Origin of the sequence: Rheinheimera sp. UJ63 (genome assembly GCF_021568285.1) — a bacterium.
Taxonomy (GTDB): Bacteria; Pseudomonadota; Gammaproteobacteria; order Enterobacterales; family Alteromonadaceae; genus Alishewanella; species Alishewanella maricola.
In genome coordinates this window covers 1-18727 of sequence record NZ_JAKGTQ010000007.1, presented here as the reverse complement: position 1 = coordinate 18727, position 18727 = coordinate 1, and the positions used below count along the sequence as shown (strand labels likewise).

Here is an 18727-nt window from a genome sequence, read left to right as displayed (position 1 = left end):
TATTTAGGTTTGGCATCGACTTTAATCTTAAGATTAAACCGAATTGTGTTAGGCTAATTACCGATTATAGATTGTTATATGAGCTGTTATGACTTCTCCTCTGTACACTGCGTTAAGTCACTACATTGATTTATTACTCGATGCGGTTTGCGCTGTTGATCAACATGGATGTTTTGAGTTTTTAAGTCAGGGCGCCGAGCGTATTTTTGGTTATAAGCCAGAGGAAATGCTTGGGCAGTCAATGTTCAACTTTATTCATCCTGATGATCGGCAAAAAACCCTAGACGCAGCGCAAGCTATTAACCAAGGCCAAGTCGTTATCGACTTTGAAAACCGTTATATTCGTAAAGATGGTCAAGTGGTCTATCTGTTATGGTCGGCGCGTTGGTCTAATGACAAACAACAGCGAGTGGCTGTAGCGCGTGATATCACCCAATTAAAGCAGACTGAAGCACGGCAAGCAGCAATGTATGCTATTTCAGAAGCCGCTTTTACGGCCGATGATCTGTTTGCCCTCTATCAACAGTTGCAACACATTATTGCCAGTCTGATGCCTTTACGCAGTATTGTTATTGCCCGAGGTGCCAACGCCGCTGAATTGTACCTACCCTACATAAATTTAGAGCAAACAAACGCAGCAGAGCAGGCAGGTGCTGAACAATTTTGTTGTGGCGTGCTGCAACAACCCACTGCACCGCATCAGCAATTAGTACCCGATCAGCAGGGTTGGTTAGGGGTGCCGTTAAAAGCGTCGGCTAAAACATTGGGTGTGTTAGCGGTACAACTGCCAACAGAGCCTGGGGCCACCGGTTTTGCCGATAGTGAACTGATTGAGTTTATTGGTCAGCATATTGCTATCGCCATCGAGCGAAAAGAATTATTGTCGCGTTTACATTACAGTGCTTTATACGATGAGCTAACCCAGCTCCCCAAACGAGAACTGTTTAAAGATCGCTGCCAACAAGCTTTAGCGGCATTGCCTCGACATAATGGCTGTTTAGCCTTGTTTTATCTCGACTTAGACAATTTCAAACCCATCAATGATCAATTAGGTCATGCGGCGGGTGATAGCGTGTTGCAGGAAGTGGCAAAACGCATTCAACGCTGTATTCGGCATAGCGATACGGTGGCGCGTTTTGGTGGCGATGAATTTGTTATCTTGTTATCAAAGTTAGATGAGTACAACGTGGTGTTCGCTATTGCTGAGCAAATACGGCTTGCTTTAGCGAAACCTATCTTGTTTAAACAGCATGCGATTCATGTCACCAGCAGTATTGGGGTGGCTTTGTATCCTAGCGGCGGCGCCAATACCGAACAGCTGATGGCCACAGCAGACCAAGCGATGTATCAAGCAAAGCGGCAGGGTGGCAATCGCTGGTTAGAAGCTAAGCCCAATTAAGCATGGCTGGCTAGCATTAAGCTGGCGCCAAGTTGTTTAAAGTAACTGAGCCAGTAATGGCTTAATGCTGCGGTTAAAGTGGCATCTGGATAAATACCAAGCTTCGCTGCAGCACTTTTCTGTGTACCAGACACCAAAAAACTGTTCTTAAGTGGCTGGCTTTGCAGCACTGTTTCAAAAGCACGAGCGGCCATTTCTTCTGGCAAAGCCAAATAAGCACGTTGCCGAGCCTGATCCAATTGATGGCAATGTTGAAAAAACGCGCTAGGGTTTTGTTTATCTGGGCTGAGGTACAGTAGCTGAAAGGCCTCTTCAAGCAACAGGGTTAATGGATGCACTTTTAAGGGGAGGTTATCTAGCCACATGCGACTGGCAAAGCGGCCTGTTGGCGCGGCCACGCTAAAGCTTTTTGCCGCGACGAAATGATCAAAAGCATGAAACCACTCATGGGCTAAACTGCCACCACCGGCATTTTTAGCCAGTGCCAAGATACGGCCTTGTGGTTGATAAAAAGCGGCCACACCGGGTTGGCCGCCAATGCCAAACGTCAGTGCCAAACTTCCTTTTAATGAAATGACTTCTGCAGGTACCTGCAGCATTTGCTGTAAATCACAAAAGGCATCAAAGAATAAGTTGGCGGCGAGTTGTTGCTCTGCCGCGGTAACCCAGCGGCCGATATGGATACTGTTAAAACCAAATATGGCTACGAGATCGGCAAAGCTAACATCAGCGCCACTGCGATGCGGTGGGCCGTTACGATAATATTGGCGTTGAATTCGGGGAGATACTGGCATGTCGTTAGTTTAACGACTGCCAGCACCGTGTTGCAATAAAAAAGCGGGCCACCTTGCTCGGAGAAACACAGCAGCCCGCATACCTGAAAGGTTAAGCGTATAAACTATCGAAAATACTTAAAAAGGTCGGTTGTTGGCGGATAGCCACTGGCATTTTTAAGCGGCGTGCTAAATCTTGAGCATGGATCAAACCACGAATATGATGTTGGTCACGGTCAACCACCACGCAATATTGTTCCCCGCTAGATTGCAGCGTATTGATAATGTCGGCAATGGTGCAGTTTTGCAGCTGTTGATACGCCAAGGCCTTGATGCGATCTCGTGGCCGCATTAAATCGCGAATTTTTAACTCACGCCGATCCGCACCTAAAATCACCTGACGCATAATGGCTTGTTCAGATAACTGCTCAATATGGATCAAGCCAGTCAGTTCATTACGATCATCCACCACCAGTTTTAGCGGGCTGCGTTCTTGTTGCATCATCAGCAATGCATCAGCAGCAGTGGTATCACCGGCAATGATGGTCGGCTCGCTGTGTTTAAAGTCCGTAAATACACTGGTGGCAGGTGATTGCAGCGTCGCTTGGGCGAAGTCGGCTGGTTGCATTAAATGATCGACGTTTTCTAAATTAAATAAGGCTAATTTTTTCATGATAAATACTCACACATAGAGGCACGCAGAGGCCGCGCCGAATTAATAACAGAAATAAACGATTAAAATCAGATGTGGAGTAAAGCGGGGGGAGCGCGAGCGGTATCTGGGCTGCTCGTGAATGCTAACCAAGGCGCAGCATAACCAGAAACGACAACTGGCAAATTAATAATGCTGAGTACTTGCGCAATAGTGCTGGCAACTTCCGCCTCATCCGGTTCTGGCTCGGCGTTGGTGACCGCATAATTATAGGTTGGAGTTTGTTGTGTTAGTGCTTGAAACTGACTGTCAGCCAATGGCGATAATCTTTGGTCATGCGCATGACCTGCTTCTGTTGTTAACAACAGACTCAGATAAAAAAGCGCAATGAACAAATTTAGCAAAGGCATACAAACTTCAGTGACTAAATGACGTATTGAATATCATAATGGCTACTCTCTGGCAAAAGCACAAGCGTTGTTGCAAAAAAATTACGTCAGTTTGAAATATTGCTGCGCTGAACCGAGTGCTCAGCGCAGCGATCTTATGCCTGATGTGTAGCGAGTAAATCTAGTGCTAAAGCTTCTGCTACTTTGATGCCATCTATCGCTGCGGATAAAATACCCCCCGCATAGCCTGCGCCTTCACCTGCTGGAAACAAACCTTTGATATTGACGCTTTGAAAATCGGCGCCGCGTTTAATACAAATGGGCGAGGAGGTGCGAGTTTCTACTGCGGTGAGTAAACCATCCGCTTTGGCAAAGCCACGAATTTGCTGCTCAAAAGCGGGGATCGCTTCACGAATGGCTGCGGTGGCATAGTCGGGCAGTAAGCCCGCTAAATCGGTTAGTTTTATTCCAGGGGTATAAGACGGTTGTACTTCACCCAGTTCGGCAGACGATTGGCCTTTTAAGAAATCGCCAATTAATTGCGCTGGCGCCCGATAATCCTCACCGCCCAGTTTAAATGCGGCTTGTTCTAACTTACGCTGCAAATCGATACCGGCCAATGGATGCCCAGGATAATCTTGCTCGGGATGAATACCGACCACGATAGCACTGTTGGCATTGCGTTCATGCCGCGAGTATTGGCTCATACCGTTGGTCACAACTCCGCCTGTTTCAGACGCCGCAGCGACCACAGTGCCACCAGGACACATACAGAAACTGTAAACGGTGCGTCCGTTTTGACAATGATGTACCAACTTATAGTCAGCCGCGCCTAAGATAGGGTGGCCTGCGCTAGGGCCCCAACGACAAGAGTCGATCATAGATTGTTCATGCTCGATGCGAAAGCCAACCGAAAATGGCTTGGCTTCAACATACACTCCCGCATCATACAGCATTTGAAAGGTGTCACGCGCGCTGTGGCCGATAGCCAATATCAAATGCTGACACGCTAAGTAATCACCGTTATTCAGAGTGACACCCTCTAGTTGCTCATCAGTGATATGCAACTGCTCGACTCGGCTGTTAAAGCGGATCTCGCCACCTAGTGCAATAATGCTCGCACGCATTTTTTCGACCACACCCACCAGTTTGTAGGTACCGATGTGCGGTTTACTCACATACATAATTTCTTCCGGGGCGCCGGCGCTGACAAATTCAGTTAACACTTTACGCCCGTAATGTTTCGGATCTTTGACTTGGCTATACAGTTTACCATCAGAGAAAGTCCCGGCTCCGCCTTCACCATATTGCACATTCGACTCAGGGTTAAGCTCTTGACCGCGCCAAAAACCAAAGGTGTCTTTAGTGCGTTCACGTACCGCTTTGCCACGTTCCAAAATAATCGGTTTAAAGCCCATTTGTGCTAATAATAACCCTGCAAATAAACCACAAGGACCTAAACCCACTACGATAGGGCGTGTGCTAAGTTCAGCCGGAGCCTCTGCCACAAATTTGTATTGAGTATCGGGTGTGGGGCGAACATGCGGATCTTTGCTAAAGCGCGCCAATAAAGCGGCTTCTTGTGCCACATCAATATCCAGCGTATAGGTCAGTTGGATCGCCATTTTTTTGCGAGCATCAATTCCGCGCTTAAAGACCGTGATGTGTCGCACATCAGCATCAGCCACGCCCAATTTAGTGAGTACGGCAGTACGTAACTCGGCGTTTTCATCCTGATGGTGCAAAGGTATTTTAATTTCGGTTAAACGCAACATAACAATCCTGCTGATAATCGCTGAAAGTCTAAGCAAGGCAAAGTGCCGGCTAAAAAGCGTTATTTTACGTGATCTCGGCTCGGTTGTCCGTATTCGTTTGCGATTGTCTTGCGTTGCTCAGTTGTTTTTCGTGGCTGCTGCAGTATGATCAGCATCTGTTTTAGTAAGAGGGGTGTGACATGGCATTTGTGGTAGGCGAAAACTGTATCAAATGTAAATTTACAGACTGTGTGGCGGTGTGCCCAGTAGATGCTTTTTTTGAAGGGCCGAATTTGTTAGTTATTAGCCCAACCATCTGTATTGATTGTGGTTTGTGTGAGCCAGAATGCCCCGCGAACGCGATTTTCCAAGAAGATAAAGTACCGACCGAGCAGCGCGACTTTATTGCCCTCAATGCAGCGTTAGCTGAGGTTTGGCCAAATATTCGCACGGTACAAGCGGCACCAGCCGATGCGGATGCCTGGAATGGTGTAGCCGACAAATTACAATATTTGGAAACCTAGGCAACGGGTAAATTATTCTTCAGCAGTTTCAATTTTATAAATAAAATAGACCGCATAAAAAATGCATAAACCAATAACAATGGCTAACCCTGCAAAAGAAATAAAAACCACCGGATCGTTTAGAAACTCATGCCAAATGTTCATCAGAAAACCCTCTTTGCTTGTGACAAACAAAGTGTAGTCTTGGCTATCTAGGCCAGCTGTGATCTGGATCAAGCTTTAAGACAAGCTCGCCACGAACTGTGCGCTGGCTTGACGTAGATCAATTAATTCACGACTTAATTGCGCTGATGAAGGTACCTGCAATTGCTGCAGGTAATCACTGAGGTTATCGGCATTACGTTGGGTATGAAAGCGTAGCTGCGTCACTAACAGTTGCTGCTCCAGTTGTTCGGCCACTAATTCAGCTTGCAGCAAGCCTTGTTTCAATTGTTGCTGTTGCGCTGCGCTGAGGCCTAAACAGGCTAATTGGCTACGCTGCTGGCGCAAGCCTTGGGTAATTTGGCTGTTTAATGGGGTTAACGCCTTAAGCGCTGCTGCTAGGCTAAACGAAGCCAGCTGCCAGTGTTGCTGCTCGGCTAAACTTAACGCCAACAGCACATTGATGTTGGCGTCATAGTCATTTTGCCAGCGTAAGCAAAGCGTTTTTAGCTGTGGATAAACGGCTAGGCTAAATTGCCAGAGCAGGGCACTGTCTAGGCTAAGTAACGGCTCGTCTAAGGGCTTATTGGCCATTTGCTGCCCAGAAGCTACTGGTTTGTTGCTCCCATTGCTCTTGTGCCATAAACCATTGCTCTTCTACTTGGTCTTGCTCGGCACTGGCGCTGCTTTGTTTGCTAAGTAACGCGGTAAGCTGAGCTTTTTGCTCTGCATCATAAATGGCCGGGTCGGCCAGTTGTTGTTCTATATCGGCAAGTAGGGCGGCAAGTTGTTGCTGGCGTTGTTCTAATTTGTCGATTTGTTGCTTTAATGGCCGCAGTACATTACGAAGCTCAGCTTCTAAGCGTTTTGTGTCTTTGCGCTGCACCGCACTATTGCTGGTGGGTGCGTTATTATCAAGTGCGGCGGCTTGGGTTTGCCGGGCATCTTGTTGCATCCACTGGTAATAGTCTTGCAAATCGCCTTCAAATGGCGCCACTTTGCCATGTGCTACCAAATAAAACTCATCGGTAGTGCTGCTCAGTAAATGCCGATCATGCGACACCACAACAATGGCCCCAGCAAAGTCTTGTAACGCCATAACGATGGCTTCGCGCATTTCTAAGTCTAAGTGGTTGGTGGGTTCATCAAGTAACAATAAGTTAGGTCGTTGATAGACTAACAGTGCCAACACTAAACGGGCTTTTTCGCCGCCAGAAAAGGGCGCACAGGCTTCTAAAGCTTTATCGCCATGAAAACCAAAGCCACCCAGAAAATCGCGGAGCTTTTGTTCGGGTACTAAGGGGTCTAACCGCACCAGATGTTGCAGCGGCGAATCTTGTGGTCTAAGCGTTTCTAGTTGATGCTGCGCAAAGTAGCCTAAGCTAACGCCATTGGCATACCACACTTCACCACTTTTCGGTGTTAGCTCGCCAGAAAGCATCTTAATCAGGGTAGATTTACCCGCACCATTACGACCCAGTAAACCAATACGACTGCCAGGTAATAGCTGAAAATTAATATTACTTAAAATAACCTTGTCACTGTAGCCGGCTTGCACGTTTTCCATTTTCAGTAACGGATTAGGTAAGGCCTTAGGATCGCGAAAACTAAAGTTAAACGGTGAGTCAATATGGGCGGGCGCCAATATGGTCATGCGTTCTAGCGCTTTAATGCGGCTTTGTGCTTGGCGTGCTTTAGTGGCTTGAGCTTTAAAACGGTCAATAAATTGTTGTAAGTGAGCAACTTGGCGTTGCTGCTTTTCAAAATTCGATTGATGCTGCGATAATTGTTCGGCTCGCTGGCGCTCAAACTGGCTGTAATTGCCTTTGTACAAGGTAACGGTTTGTCGCTCAATATGCACAATGTTATCGGTGACAGCATCAAGAAAATCGCGGTCGTGGCTGATCAGTAATAAGGTACCCGGATAATTAGTGAGGTACTTTTCTAACCAAAGCACGGCATCTAAATCAAGGTGGTTGGTCGGTTCATCCAGCAAAAGCAGATCCGCAGGTTTCATCAGCGCGCGCGCTAAGTTCATCCGCATACGCCAACCACCCGAAAAAGACTTTACGGGGTGTTGTTGGGCATCGCCGCTAAAGCCTAAACCCGCTAACAGAATACCGGCTTTCGCTTCTGCTCGATAACCATCAAGCGCTTCAATTTGTTGATGTACTGCCGCTAAATCGCTTTCACTACACTGACTACGCGCTTTGATTAATAGCGGGAAAAGTTGCTCATCACCTTGCAGCACATAGTCTAGGGCGGAACAATCCAGAGCAGGGGTTTCTTGCGCTACGGTGGCGATAACCCAGCCAGCGGGCAGGTTAACGTTACCACTGTCGGCGTGCAGTTTTCCGAGCAATAACGCAAACAGGCTTGATTTACCGCAGCCATTTGCACCGACAATTCCCACCTTTTGTCCTGGAAATACGGTAAGATCGGCCCCACTGAATAACGCATTAATACCGCGGCGTAATTCGACCTGCTGTAACTGGATCATGTTTTTCCTTGTAACAGTGAACTAGGTGGGCAATTTTACGCTATATCCCAGATAAGCCAAGGGCAGTTCTTGAAATTTGCCTTTTACTCTGCCTATAACCCATGAGGATCTAAATGACGCAGCGCAAAAAGAAACGCTTCATCGCTGGCGCAAGTTGCCCACAATGTAAAGCGCAAGACACCATGAGTTTATTTATCGAAAATAATGTTGAGAAGGTGGAATGCGTGGCTTGTGGTCATCAAATGACCCAACCCGAGCAGCAGGTCGCAAAATCAACCCGCAGCAACGAGATGGTCATTGGTGTGTTTAAACCAGAATAAGCCGCTTACCAGGCGATTAATAATGCGGCGGTGGCGGCTCTTCTTCAGGACGTAAGATTTCACTGTCTTGCGGTAATTGCTGTAGTTTTTCTGCCAGAGTTAAAATTTGGCGTTGCAATTGATCAATACGTTTTTGATGCGCTAATAATTCTTCGTGTAAGCAGTTAACCGTATCTTCTTGAAAAGCAATTTTGCTTTCCAGTTCAATCAGATGTAACTGAATATCTATGGGTTCATTACTCATTGGTTATTTTCCATACTTCGGCTAAGCCACTGGAGCTTTCGCTAATTATACGCTGTGCATCAAGAAAAGCGACTGCATGCACTACGGCACTTTCAGGTCGGCTGCCAACGCGTGGAGAAACCCGCCAGCGTTGGATCTCGCGACCGGTTTTGACCTCCCATAACACGAGGTTACGTGTTGGCGCGCCGGTTAATAAAAAACGCCCATCAGCGCTAAATCGAACGGCACTGAATACTTGCTGCCTTGTGAGCATTTGCAATTGGCTGACAAGTTGTCCTGTTTGTATATCCCAAATTTGCGCTAAATGTTGGCTATCGGCAGTGAAGGCGAAACGCCCTTGTGGATCTAGGGCGACTTTAGTTACTCGACTGGGATGCGTGAAACTATATCGAATTTGCGCGGTCTGAGTGTCCCACAGGTAGGCATTGTAATCATTGCTACCCGTTAAGGCATAGCGACCGTTTGGTGACATGGCCACGCTATTGATGCGTTCGGTATGACCGATAAAATCTAAGCGACGGCCACTGCTCAACGTAATGTGTTGCACGGTATTATCGCTTTTGCCAATCAGAAGATGGGCGCCATTGTTCGAAATAGCAATATCGCGAATGCTGTGTTGGTCGGTTTGCCAATACCCAACATTTTGACCATCTGCCGTGCGCCAAAGCGCAAAAGTGTGTTGATCTGCCGTTAATACGTGGCTGTTATCTTCACTTAGTGCCAAATTAAGCACTAAATTGTCACTGGCTTCTTCATGTCGCCATTGATACTTTAAAGCGTTTTGCTGCAGATCCCAAAACGCAATGCCGTCTTGTACGGATGAGACCACCGCATATTTGCCATCTGAAGACAGGGCTGCGGCATAGCTTACGTTGGCAACATGAGGCCATTGCTCCACAGGGGTCGTTTCTACCTTGCTGCAGGCACTGAGTAATAAACTAAGGAAAAGCACAGGATATTTCATCTTAGGTGTTAACCTCATCCAAACAAAGCGTTAGTATAGCGGGGCGAATAGTCCCTTATTAAATCATATTTTAGCAATTGCACTGCTAAACTTTGGAGAAAAGAATGCGCGTTAAAACTAAACTGACTCTGGTTGCTGTAGCGTTGTTAACGCTGAGCGCTTGTAACAAAGAAGAAAAAGCTGAAGTGGCTCCAGTAATGGAAACAGAACAAGCGAAACAAGCTTATAGCTTAGGCGTATCTGCGGGCCGTTATTTACAAAGCACCGTAGATGAATACAGCAAAATTGCTATTCCATTAGACTCTGCGTTAATTTTACGTGGTGTGCAAGATGGTATGGCCGGTAAATCTGAAGTATCGGAAGAAGATATCCAAGCGCTATTAACCGCGTTAGATGAAACGTACCGTGCAGAGCAGGCGAAAATTGCTGAAGCTTCAGCCGCATCAGCGAAAGCTGCAGGTGACGCCTTTTTAGCTGAAAATGCCAAGAAAGAAGGCGTGATGGTAACTGAATCAGGTTTACAGTATGAAGTGATACAAGCTGCTGATGGCGCTAAGCCTGTTGCAACTGACACCGTCAAAGTACACTACACCGGTACTTTAACCGACGGTACAGTTTTTGACAGTTCAGTAGAGCGTGGCGAGCCAATTGAGTTCCCATTGAATCGCGTTATTCCAGGTTGGACTGAAGGCGTGCAGTTAATGAATGTAGGCTCTAAGTTCCGTTTCACTATTCCGTCAGAATTAGCTTACGGCGAACGTGATATGGGCACTATTGCACCACATAGCGTCTTGGTATTCGAAGTAGAATTATTGGATATCGTTAAAGCAAAGTAAGTAGCCCAATAGCAGAAAAAAGCGGCTTTAAGCCGCTTTTTTTATGGTATTCAAACTGCGGTGGTATTATCCGCGTGTCTAATATAAAGCGTTTCAATCAGTTTATCTTCTAGCTCAAAGCGCTCTTCTAAAGCTTGGCCTAAAGCCGACAATTCGATATCAAAACTGCCACTGTTACGTGTGCTTAAATGCTCGGCATATTTATCGTTAAACTCTAACGATAAGTCAGTAGAAACAGCAATCTTTGGATATAAGCTATCTGCTAGTCTACGGCTGTCGGTACCATTAACGGCACATTGTGTAACAATTCGTTCGTAAACCTCAAAGTGACCCGCCGATAAGTAGTCCATCAATAGTTGACAAAACTCTCTAATTTTTTCTTGTGAAGGCATGGTATGACGATCTTTTTCAAAAGGTGGCAAACCAGCCAAGCGGCAATAGCAAACAATAATTTGCTGTCTTTCTTCTAGCCAATTATCGATGGCTGTTAGGCTACCGCCCCACTTTTGTTGTGCTTGCTGTACGCGGGTGTACATTAGCTTCTCCTTAGATGCAGTTACGTTTCTGCATTACTGCCAAATTAAAAGAATTCCATAGCAAAGATCAACCGTTTTTTTATTGGTCTGCTCAGTAACTACCAGTATGATAGCTGCAACATAGCATAGTAGCGCGCGGAATAACCCACTAATGATCAAACACAGTGTTGTATTATCAGCAAAAGAGCAAGCGTATTGGTTTATTGTGAACCAAGGCCGGGTATTTTTATCAGCTGAGGGCACATTGCCTTTTGGTGGTCAAAGTGACTTACCGATAGCAAGCCAAGGCACACAGATTTGTTGGATCGGCGAATATCAGCAACATCCTTGTTATTTAATGGTGTTTGATGATCAGGCAACCGATGAAACGCAGTGGCATTCAGCCCGCGTTTTTTTAACGCAAGGTGAGGCGTTATTTCAATTAGCGGCCAGAGCCACGCAAGTCGCACTGTTTTTACAAACACATCGCTTTTGCGGGCAATGTGGTAGCGCCATGCATTTGGTCAATTGGGAATTAGCCAGCTTATGCCATAAGTGCGGTCATCGTTGTTATCCTCGGATTGCACCTTGTGTATTAGTGGCGATCGTCAATGAAGGCAAAATCTTGCTGGCGCGCTCCAGTCGGCATAAAGCGGGTTTCTTTTCGGTGCTAGCTGGTTTTGTTGAGTCAGCCGAAACCTTAGAGCAAGCCGCTATACGTGAAGTAAAAGAAGAAGTGGGCGTTGATATTACGGATTTGCAGTATGTGGGGAGTCAGCCCTGGCCATTTCCGCATTCTTTGATGACAGGTTTTTTAGCCCAGTACGCTGGCGGGGAGATTGTTTGTCAACCGCATGAAATTGAAGAGGCGTATTGGTGTGAGTTGGATAAGTTGCCACAAACGCCAGGTATTGAAACCTTATCAGGGCAACTCATTGCTTTAGCACAGCAGCGCTATGGCAGAAAATAAAAAAGCCACAAAATGTGGCTTTAATGGGGAAAGCATGGTCTCGTATAATCGAGCTTCGTATTTGTTGTTTCTTGACTAGCGCAGAGATTTTATAGCAGATAGCGAGCAGCGATACAAGCCTATATGACAAAATAATGAACCTTAGCTGAATATATCGTGAATTTTAGTACGGCCTTAACGCAGCAATTCCGACCAGAGCATAGAGCTTCGGGCGCTTAGCTGTTAAAATATCGCAACTATTAGCACAGCGGAAAAGTTATGCAATTAAAAAATGATCGTTACCTCAGAGCGCTAATGCGTCAACCTGTCGACCAAACGCCTATTTGGATGATGCGCCAAGCCGGCCGTTATTTACCTGAATATCGCGCCACGCGTAGCGTAGCAGGTGACTTTATGTCGCTGTGCAAAAACCCAGAATTGGCTTGTGAAGTGACAATGCAGCCATTACGCCGTTATCCCTTAGATGCGGCTATTTTGTTCAGTGATATTTTAACGATCCCAGATGCGATGGGTTTAGGATTAACGTTTGGTGTGGGTGAAGGCCCTCGTTTTAGTAAACCGATCCGTGACTTTATGGACGTGGTGCATTTACCTATTCCTGATCCTGAGCAAGAGCTGCGTTATGTGATGGATGCCGTTCGTACTATTCGTCGCGAACTGAACGGCAGTGTGCCCTTGATTGGTTTTTCAGGTAGCCCATGGACTTTGGCAACCTACATGGTTGAGGGTAGTGGTAGCAAGACGTTTAGCATCATTAAAAAGATGATGTACAGCGAGCCAGAGATCCTGCACATGTTATTGGATAAGCTGGCGCAAAGTGTCATTTTATACCTGAATGCGCAAATTGCTGCAGGTGCGCAAGCACTGATGATTTTTGATACCTGGGGTGGAATATTAACACCACGCGATTACAAAGAGTTTTCATTAAGCTATATGCAAACGATCGTCAATGGCCTAACAAGAGAAGCTGACGGTCGTAAAGTGCCGGTCACCTTGTTCACCAAAAACGGTGGTCAATGGCTTGAGACCATGGCAGCGACCGGTTGTGATGGTTTAGGTTTAGATTGGACCACCGATATTGGTCAGGCTCGTGCGCGAGTCGGTGATAAGGTTGCGCTACAGGGTAATATGGATCCTTCCGTGCTGTTAGGTAGCCCAGAGCGGATCCGGCAAGAAGTGCAAACCATTCTAGATAGTTATGGCCAAGGCACCGGACATGTATTTAATCTAGGTCATGGAATTACCCCAGATGTGAATCCTGAACATGCCGGTATTTTTATCGAAGCCGTACAAGATTTAAGCCGTACTTACCATCTGCAAACAGAGTAGCTATTAGCGTAAGTAAAAAAAGCAGCACTGGTGCTGCTTTTTTTCGTTTAGAACAACCGGTTTAAACCGTTGAGTGCGGCTACCCGATAGGCTTCTGCCATGGTCGGATAGTTAAAGGTCGTATGCACAAAGTAATTGAGGTTATTACCGCCATTTTTTTGCATCATAATAGCCTGGCCGATGTGCACAATTTCTGCTGCCCGCTCGCCAAAACAATGGATCCCTAAGATTTCCAACGTATCACGATGAAATAACAGTTTCAGGCTACCGACATTGGTATTAGCAATTTGCGCCCGTGCCAAGTGTTTGAATTGAGCTCTGCCCACCTCGTACGGAATTTTCGCCGCCGTTAACTCTTGCTCGGTTTTACCAACTGAAGACATCTCAGGGATGGTGTAAATACCTGCAGGGATATCCGCAATCAAATGCCCATCTAAGTTACCTTTTACAATAGCTTCACCGGCTAAACGACCTTGATCGTAGGCAGCACTGGCTAAACTTGGGTAACCAATTACATCGCCGACGGCATAAATATTGTCGATACTGGTTTGATATTGTTTAGTGACTTTTAGTAAGCCACGGCTATCTGCTTCTAACCCCACATTTTTTAGTGACAGCGTATCGGTATTCCCAGTACGGCCGTTAGCAAATAGGAAACAGTCGGCTTTCATCTTTTTGCCCGACTGTAAATGCAAGATAACGCCATCATCAGTGCCTTCGATATGAGAAAACTCTTCACCGTGGCGGATGGTCATGCCTGAATTCCAGAAATGGTAACTGAGAGAATCAGATATTTCGGCATCCATAAAAGATAACAAACGGTCACGGGTATTCACCAAATCGACACGCACGCCAAGGCCGCGGAAAATGGAGGCATATTCACAACCGATCACACCAGCACCAAAGATAATGATATGCCGTGGATCATGCTGTAACGATAAGATAGTGTCGCTGTCATAAATACGCGGATGACTAAAATCAACATGCGGTGGTCGATAAGGGCGTGAACCACAAGCAATAACAATCGTTTCTGCGCTAATCACATAGTGACTACCGTCAGTTTGAGTGACTTGAATATGGTGGTTATCAATAAAGTGCGCTTCGCCTTGATGCATTTTGACCATGTTGCGATCATAAAAGCCCGCACGCAGTCTTACTTGTTTCCGGATCACGCCAGCGGCATGTTTCAGAATTTGCGAAAATGTCAGGTTTTTTACCTGCTCTTCCATTTGGAACAGTGGGTTTTCATTAAACTCAATCAGTCGGCTAACCGAATGGCGCAATGCTTTAGAGGGGATAGTGCCCCAGTGGGTACAACCGCCCCCTACTGAAGAGTAACGCTCGATGGCAGCCACCGATTTACCACTTTTGGCTAAATACATGGCAGCACCTTCGCCGCCAGGCCCTGTGCCAATTACAATGGCATCATAGTCATATTTAGGTTTTTTATTTGCCGCTTTTGCTGTCACTAGCTAAATTCTCACACCGTTCTACTGTATAAATTAGCATAACAGGTATCAGAGACAAAAAAAGAGGCAAAGCCTCTTTTTTAAATGTGAGCGGGTGGATCCCTTATTGAAATGCCGCCGTTAAGCGTTGCCAATGATTTTGCTGCTGCTGCAAGTGCTCTTTTAATTCTTGATAACGCTGGGCAAACTCTGAAGCATTGTATTGGTTAACCAAAGCAGCACGACGTTGTTGCAGTAAGTCTTTTTTCAGCTGATAGTAAGCTTGCAACTTAACCATTAACAGTTGGTATTCCTGTTCGAGTAATTGCAATAGCTGTTCTGAGTTGGGCAGTAACATGGCTTTTTGTTGTGCACGTTTTAATTGCATTTTCGCAACAGCTTGAGCGATACGATCTTCGGGCACGGTGCGTAAATTCCAAGTTAACTTTAACCAGGAACAGCTTTTGATCAACCATTTAGTTGGGTCAAACTGCCACCAACGAATACCGTTGCGATAATCGTATTCAAAAATGTGGTGATAGTTATGATAACCCTCACCGTAAGTTAAAAAAGCAAGAATGCCATTATCACGCGCGCTGTTTTGATCGGTATAAGTTTGCTTGCCCCAGATGTGCGCTAGCGAGTTAATAAAGAAAGTAAAATGATGGCTTAATACTAAACGTAACACACCCACACTTAATAACATGCCCCACATATTGCCAAAAATAAGGCCAAGTAATACAGGCACCCCAATATTGGTGAGTAAGGCCAATGCTAAATAGTGCTTATGTTGAAAAGCTAAGATCGGGTTTTTCTGCAGATCACGGACATTATTATAGTTGTTATAAGTGTCGCCTTGATAATCGCGTAGCATCCAACCAATATGGCTGTACCAAAAGCCTTTGCCTGCCGAATAGGGATCTTTGTCATTATCATCAACATGCCGGTGATGATCTCGATGATCTGACGCCCAATGGATCACACTGTTTTGCAGAGCAAATGCGCCACCGATAGCAAAAATCCATTGCAAAACAGGATGCGCATCATAGGTTTTATGCGACCATAAACGGTGATAGCCGGCGGTGATAGCGATACCACAATAACCCATACATAAGATCATGGCGATAATTTCTACTGCCGTAAAGCCAACAGTCAAGGCATAATAGGGGGCCGCGATAGCGGCAACTAAGAAACTAGAACTAAATAACAGTACATTAGTCCAGATAATTGGATTTTTTTTCATGGGACCACACTTTGAGCTTACAACTGTTCGCTAATTTACCGAGCAGCTGCGGGCAGGTCAAGGTAAATCGGTTCGATTACACCAAGATTGGGATGTATCGTGAGCAGAGCAGAACAAAAAGAACGAACCCGCCAAGCTATCATTAATGCGGCGTTTTCACAGTTAAGTGCGGAAAAAAGTTTCGCGAGTTTAAGCTTACGTGAGGTGGCGCGTGAAGCCGGAATTGCACCCACATCTTTTTATCGGCATTTCTCAGATATGGATGAATTAGGGCTAACTCTGGTTGATGAAGCGGGTTTAATGCTCAGGCAACTCATGCGCCAAGCACGACTTCGCATTGAGAATAATGGCAGTGTTATTAGTACTTCAGTTGAAACCTTTATGGAGTTTGTGACTGAAAACAGTAACGTATTTCGTTTATTACTGCGTGAGCGTTCTGGTACCTCGGCGGCATTTCGGGCAGCGGTAGCACGAGAGATCCAACACTTTTCCGCTGAGTTAGCGCATTATCTTCGTAAGCAAACCGAATGTACGGTTGAGCAAGCACAGTTACAGGCCGATGCCATGGTGACATTAGTGTTCCATACTGGCGCAGATGCCTTAGATGCACCAACCGAACAATGTCGGCAGTTAACACGACGCACCATTTTGCAATTACGCTGGCTGGCGCATGGCGCAGCCAGTTATGGTCGAAAACCAACGGACTAGCGTGGCAACCGTTTTAACCACACTCCGGTTTCAATATGATGGGTATAAGGGAACTGATCAAACATCGCTACTTTTTGTAATTGATGGGTCTTTTGTAAAAAGGCGAGATTATCGGCCAGTGTCTCAGGGTTACATGAGATATATAGGATATCGTCAAAACGACTGACTAACGCTAAGGTGGCAGGATCTAAGCCCGCGCGTGGTGGATCAACTAATACCGTATTCAACGCTAAATTTTTCAAATCTAACTGTTTTAGGGTTGTCCCTTCAGCTAAGGCAGCTGCAACATCTTCGGCCGACATTTGCAGCACTTGTAGATTGTCGATCTTATTCAGCGCAATATTAAATTCGGCTGACTTAATAGAACTTCGAGCCAACTCGGTAGCAACCACTTGATTAAAATGTCGAGCAAGAGCTAGAGAAAAATTGCCATTACCACAATACAGTTCGAGTAAATCACCGTTCAGTTCTGCAGCAACACTCGCAGCCCATTGCAACATCTGTTGGTTAACACCGGCATTAGGTTGCGTAAAGCTCCCCTCGATTTGTTGATAATGCAAAGGTTGCTGGTCGACATTAAAAGTCTCGGTAACGTAATCTTCGCTGAGTACCACTTTTTGTTTACGCGAACGGCCAATGACTTTGATCTTATAATCAGTCGACAAGCTAGCGACTAATTGTTCCGCAGCTAATTGCCATGTTTCATCTAGCTTTCTTTTATAAATCAGGCTCACGAGTAATTCACCCGTAGACGTCGCTAAATAATCGGCCTGATAAAGTTTATATCGTAATTCATGGTTAAATTGGATCTGCTTTAATAGTACTGGCATAAAGTCAGCTATTAGCGTGCAGGCAACAGGGAAGTAATCAATTCTGACGGGCTGGCGCGTTTCTGGATCAAACATCGCATGATAGATGTCATCGCCATTGTGCCAAATACGAAACTCTGCGCGTTGCCGAAAATGACTGGCAGCAGATCGAAATAACTGTAAAGGGGCAGTGTCATCGAGTTGCAATAACTGAGTAAGGCGTTCTGCCTTTTCAGTTAATTGTGTTTCATATAAAGCGGGGAATACTTGACCTATCGACATGAGACTCTCTATTACTAGCATTTAAACAGGCATTTTACGTGTTTTTGCTAGCAGAGCCAATGCGCAACAAGCAAACCTGGCACGGCACCACATTATTAGTACAGAGCCAGGTCAACTTTTAAAAGATTATTCAGCAGCTTGGTTTTCATCATCCTGACGATCACGAGCTTCACGAACTTTTAATGTGCGTTCTTGAAATTCGAAGTCGTTTAATTTGCCAATCATGTTGTTCGCATCGGTAGCCGCAACTTCAACAAAGCCAAAACCACGACGGCGACCAGTTTGACGATCTTTCATCAAACGCACATTGATAACGGTACCAAAACGGCCAAACAGTTCCTTAACTGCATCTTCATTAGCACGGTACGGTAAGTTACCTACATATAAAGTGGCGGTATCGCCTTGAAAGCCTTCGGCCGAAACGGGATGGTTAACTGCCTGAGATTGTGCAGTGGGTTTTTTAACATCAACTAAGATAGGTACTAAGATACCGCATGCGAGTACGCCAGCAACAAAAGTCAAAGCAGTAGACATAGATGAAGCTAAATAGAAAAGGACAAAGGCGATAACAGCGAGGGCCAGAGTATAAGGTAAGGTGTTTCTTAAAGTGGGTGACATAGTAAATTCCTGCAGATAAATGAAAAAAGGATTCTTGTAATAAAAGCATAGACATCTTAACGATTATTTTATGAACAGCCAACAGAAATAATGCATCTAATGCCTTACTATTTGGTACAAAAATAATCAAAATGAGCTTTTATTGAGCTCTTAGCATTAAACGAGTTATTTTTTTACAAAAAAGCACTTGCAGGATATTTAAAAGGTCCTATAATGCGCGCCATGCCACGGGGGATGCGGCGAACGAGAGTTCAGCGAAACCTGAGGAGATAAAGCGAAGTTGCAAAAATCTTTAAAAAAGACGCTTGA

General features: G+C 45.6%; 21 protein-coding genes. 7 read left to right on the top strand and 14 right to left on the bottom strand.

Features of this window, described 5'->3' with window-relative positions:
* Positions 1–88: 88 nt before the first annotated feature.
* A complete protein-coding gene (locus L1N97_RS15005; RefSeq protein ID WP_229585999.1) occupies positions 89–1399 on the top strand; it encodes a diguanylate cyclase domain-containing protein in 1311 nt (436 codons plus the stop codon).
* Here the strand turns inward: L1N97_RS15005 and L1N97_RS15000 are convergent.
* The 4 genes from L1N97_RS15000 to L1N97_RS14985 form a co-directional block, all read right to left on the bottom strand.
* Positions 1396–2193, bottom strand: coding sequence for a CLCA_X family protein (locus L1N97_RS15000; RefSeq protein ID WP_236130367.1), 798 nt, complete (start codon positions 2191–2193; stop codon positions 1396–1398). The genes L1N97_RS15005 and L1N97_RS15000 overlap by 4 nt on opposite strands.
* Before the next feature lie 91 nt (positions 2194–2284).
* Positions 2285–2845 carry a CBS domain-containing protein gene (locus L1N97_RS14995; RefSeq protein ID WP_229585997.1) on the bottom strand — a complete coding sequence of 187 codons (561 nt, stop codon included), beginning with the start codon at positions 2843–2845 and terminating at the stop codon, positions 2285–2287.
* A 68-nt stretch (positions 2846–2913) separates the two neighbouring features.
* The gene (locus L1N97_RS14990; RefSeq protein ID WP_236130366.1) at positions 2914–3189 is read right to left on the bottom strand and encodes a hypothetical protein; all 276 of its coding nucleotides are present in this window, start codon (positions 3187–3189) and stop codon (positions 2914–2916) included.
* Between the two features lie 179 nt (positions 3190–3368).
* Positions 3369–4988: an NAD(P)/FAD-dependent oxidoreductase gene (locus L1N97_RS14985; RefSeq protein ID WP_236130365.1), complete on the bottom strand. Its 1620-nt coding sequence runs from the start codon at positions 4986–4988 to the stop codon at positions 3369–3371.
* Positions 4989–5167: 179 nt separating this feature from the next.
* Between L1N97_RS14985 and fdxA the strand changes: the two genes are divergently transcribed.
* A complete protein-coding gene (gene fdxA, locus L1N97_RS14980; protein ID WP_229585994.1) occupies positions 5168–5491 on the top strand; it encodes a ferredoxin FdxA in 324 nt (107 codons plus the stop codon).
* Positions 5492–5503: 12 nt separating this feature from the next.
* On the opposite strand, the gene L1N97_RS14975 is transcribed toward fdxA, so the two are convergent.
* The 3 genes from L1N97_RS14975 to L1N97_RS14965 all read right to left on the bottom strand — a co-directional run bounded on the left by L1N97_RS14975 (position 5504) and on the right by L1N97_RS14965 (position 8132).
* Positions 5504–5635 carry a DUF3149 domain-containing protein gene (locus L1N97_RS14975; RefSeq protein WP_229585993.1) on the bottom strand — a complete coding sequence of 44 codons (132 nt, stop codon included), beginning with the start codon at positions 5633–5635 and terminating at the stop codon, positions 5504–5506.
* Positions 5636–5710: 75 nt separating this feature from the next.
* A complete protein-coding gene (locus tag L1N97_RS14970; protein ID WP_236130364.1) occupies positions 5711–6226 on the bottom strand; it encodes a DUF2390 domain-containing protein in 516 nt (171 codons plus the stop codon).
* A complete protein-coding gene (locus L1N97_RS14965) occupies positions 6216–8132 on the bottom strand; it encodes an ATP-binding cassette domain-containing protein (RefSeq protein WP_236130363.1) in 1917 nt (638 codons plus the stop codon). The genes L1N97_RS14970 and L1N97_RS14965 overlap by 11 nt, the downstream gene beginning before the upstream one ends.
* 113 nt (positions 8133–8245) lie before the next feature.
* Here L1N97_RS14965 and L1N97_RS14960 point away from each other — a divergent pair, with 113 nt between their 5' ends.
* Complete coding sequence (locus L1N97_RS14960) at positions 8246–8452, top strand: YheV family putative zinc ribbon protein (RefSeq protein WP_229585990.1); 207 nt, start codon at positions 8246–8248, stop codon at positions 8450–8452.
* Positions 8453–8468: 16 nt separating this feature from the next.
* On the opposite strand, the gene L1N97_RS14955 is transcribed toward L1N97_RS14960, so the two are convergent.
* Positions 8469–8696, bottom strand: a complete 228-nt coding sequence (locus L1N97_RS14955) for a SlyX family protein (RefSeq protein WP_236130362.1) — start codon at positions 8694–8696, stop codon at positions 8469–8471.
* Complete coding sequence (locus L1N97_RS14950) at positions 8689–9660, bottom strand: WD40 repeat domain-containing protein (RefSeq protein WP_236130361.1); 972 nt, start codon at positions 9658–9660, stop codon at positions 8689–8691. Before L1N97_RS14950 ends, L1N97_RS14955 begins: the two co-directional genes overlap by 8 nt.
* 104 nt (positions 9661–9764) lie before the next feature.
* Here L1N97_RS14950 and L1N97_RS14945 point away from each other — a divergent pair, with 104 nt between their 5' ends.
* The gene (locus tag L1N97_RS14945; RefSeq protein ID WP_329605562.1) at positions 9765–10496 is read left to right on the top strand and encodes an FKBP-type peptidyl-prolyl cis-trans isomerase; all 732 of its coding nucleotides are present in this window, start codon (positions 9765–9767) and stop codon (positions 10494–10496) included.
* 50 nt (positions 10497–10546) lie between these two features.
* Here the strand turns inward: L1N97_RS14945 and rsd are convergent, their stop codons facing one another.
* Positions 10547–11032, bottom strand: coding sequence for a sigma D regulator (gene rsd / locus L1N97_RS14940; protein ID WP_229588535.1), 486 nt, complete (start codon positions 11030–11032; stop codon positions 10547–10549).
* Between the two features lie 151 nt (positions 11033–11183).
* On the opposite strand from rsd, the gene nudC reads away from it, so the two are divergent.
* Together nudC and hemE are read left to right on the top strand one after the other, a co-directional pair.
* Complete coding sequence (gene nudC, locus L1N97_RS14935) at positions 11184–11981, top strand: NAD(+) diphosphatase (RefSeq protein WP_229588537.1); 798 nt, start codon at positions 11184–11186, stop codon at positions 11979–11981.
* 258 nt (positions 11982–12239) lie between these two features.
* On the top strand, positions 12240–13310 hold the full coding sequence (gene hemE / locus L1N97_RS14930) for a uroporphyrinogen decarboxylase (protein WP_229588539.1): 1071 nt from the start codon (positions 12240–12242) through the stop codon (positions 13308–13310).
* 47 nt (positions 13311–13357) lie between these two features.
* On the opposite strand, the gene sthA is transcribed toward hemE, so the two are convergent.
* Both sthA and L1N97_RS14920 read right to left on the bottom strand, forming a co-directional pair.
* A complete protein-coding gene (sthA, locus tag L1N97_RS14925; RefSeq protein ID WP_236130360.1) occupies positions 13358–14779 on the bottom strand; it encodes a Si-specific NAD(P)(+) transhydrogenase in 1422 nt (473 codons plus the stop codon).
* 103 nt (positions 14780–14882) lie between these two features.
* Positions 14883–16001, bottom strand: coding sequence for a fatty acid desaturase (locus tag L1N97_RS14920; protein ID WP_229588543.1), 1119 nt, complete (start codon positions 15999–16001; stop codon positions 14883–14885).
* 99 nt (positions 16002–16100) lie between these two features.
* Between L1N97_RS14920 and fabR the strand changes: the two genes are divergently transcribed.
* A complete protein-coding gene (gene fabR, locus L1N97_RS14915) occupies positions 16101–16709 on the top strand; it encodes an HTH-type transcriptional repressor FabR (RefSeq protein WP_226751284.1) in 609 nt (202 codons plus the stop codon).
* Here the strand turns inward: fabR and trmA are convergent.
* Both trmA and L1N97_RS14905 read right to left on the bottom strand, forming a co-directional pair.
* A complete protein-coding gene (gene trmA / locus L1N97_RS14910; RefSeq protein ID WP_236130359.1) occupies positions 16706–17800 on the bottom strand; it encodes a tRNA (uridine(54)-C5)-methyltransferase TrmA in 1095 nt (364 codons plus the stop codon). The two genes, fabR and trmA, sit on opposite strands and share 4 nt — an antisense overlap.
* 126 nt (positions 17801–17926) lie before the next feature.
* Entirely contained in the window at positions 17927–18418 is a 492-nt protein-coding gene (locus L1N97_RS14905; protein WP_236130358.1) for an RNA recognition motif domain-containing protein, read from the bottom strand.
* Positions 18419–18727: the final 309 nt, after the last annotated feature.

Excerpts from the sequence above, each read along its gene's own strand:
- nudC (WP_229588537.1), top strand. The coding sequence starts at position 11,184 with ATGATCAAACACAGTGTTGTATTATCAGCAAAAGAGCAAGCGTATTGG.
- L1N97_RS14945 (WP_329605562.1), top strand. The coding sequence starts at position 9,765 with ATGCGCGTTAAAACTAAACTGACTCTGGTTGCTGTAGCGTTGTTAACG.
- hemE (WP_229588539.1), top strand. The coding sequence starts at position 12,240 with ATGCAATTAAAAAATGATCGTTACCTCAGAGCGCTAATGCGTCAACCT.
- L1N97_RS14995 (WP_229585997.1), bottom strand. The coding sequence starts at position 2,845 with ATGAAAAAATTAGCCTTATTTAATTTAGAAAACGTCGATCATTTAATG.
- L1N97_RS14920 (WP_229588543.1), bottom strand. The coding sequence starts at position 16,001 with ATGAAAAAAAATCCAATTATCTGGACTAATGTACTGTTATTTAGTTCT.
- L1N97_RS14960 (WP_229585990.1), top strand. The coding sequence starts at position 8,246 with ATGACGCAGCGCAAAAAGAAACGCTTCATCGCTGGCGCAAGTTGCCCA.
- L1N97_RS15005 (WP_229585999.1), top strand. The coding sequence starts at position 89 with ATGACTTCTCCTCTGTACACTGCGTTAAGTCACTACATTGATTTATTA.
- L1N97_RS14955 (WP_236130362.1), bottom strand. The coding sequence starts at position 8,696 with ATGAGTAATGAACCCATAGATATTCAGTTACATCTGATTGAACTGGAA.
- L1N97_RS14970 (WP_236130364.1), bottom strand. The coding sequence starts at position 6,226 with ATGGCCAATAAGCCCTTAGACGAGCCGTTACTTAGCCTAGACAGTGCC.
- L1N97_RS14950 (WP_236130361.1), bottom strand. The coding sequence starts at position 9,660 with ATGAAATATCCTGTGCTTTTCCTTAGTTTATTACTCAGTGCCTGCAGC.
- L1N97_RS14975 (WP_229585993.1), bottom strand. The coding sequence starts at position 5,635 with ATGAACATTTGGCATGAGTTTCTAAACGATCCGGTGGTTTTTATTTCT.
- L1N97_RS14965 (WP_236130363.1), bottom strand. The coding sequence starts at position 8,132 with ATGATCCAGTTACAGCAGGTCGAATTACGCCGCGGTATTAATGCGTTA.
- fdxA (WP_229585994.1), top strand. The coding sequence starts at position 5,168 with ATGGCATTTGTGGTAGGCGAAAACTGTATCAAATGTAAATTTACAGAC.
- L1N97_RS14985 (WP_236130365.1), bottom strand. The coding sequence starts at position 4,988 with ATGTTGCGTTTAACCGAAATTAAAATACCTTTGCACCATCAGGATGAA.
- rsd (WP_229588535.1), bottom strand. The coding sequence starts at position 11,032 with ATGTACACCCGCGTACAGCAAGCACAACAAAAGTGGGGCGGTAGCCTA.
- trmA (WP_236130359.1), bottom strand. The coding sequence starts at position 17,800 with ATGTCGATAGGTCAAGTATTCCCCGCTTTATATGAAACACAATTAACT.
- L1N97_RS15000 (WP_236130367.1), bottom strand. The coding sequence starts at position 2,193 with ATGCCAGTATCTCCCCGAATTCAACGCCAATATTATCGTAACGGCCCA.
- L1N97_RS14905 (WP_236130358.1), bottom strand. The coding sequence starts at position 18,418 with ATGTCACCCACTTTAAGAAACACCTTACCTTATACTCTGGCCCTCGCT.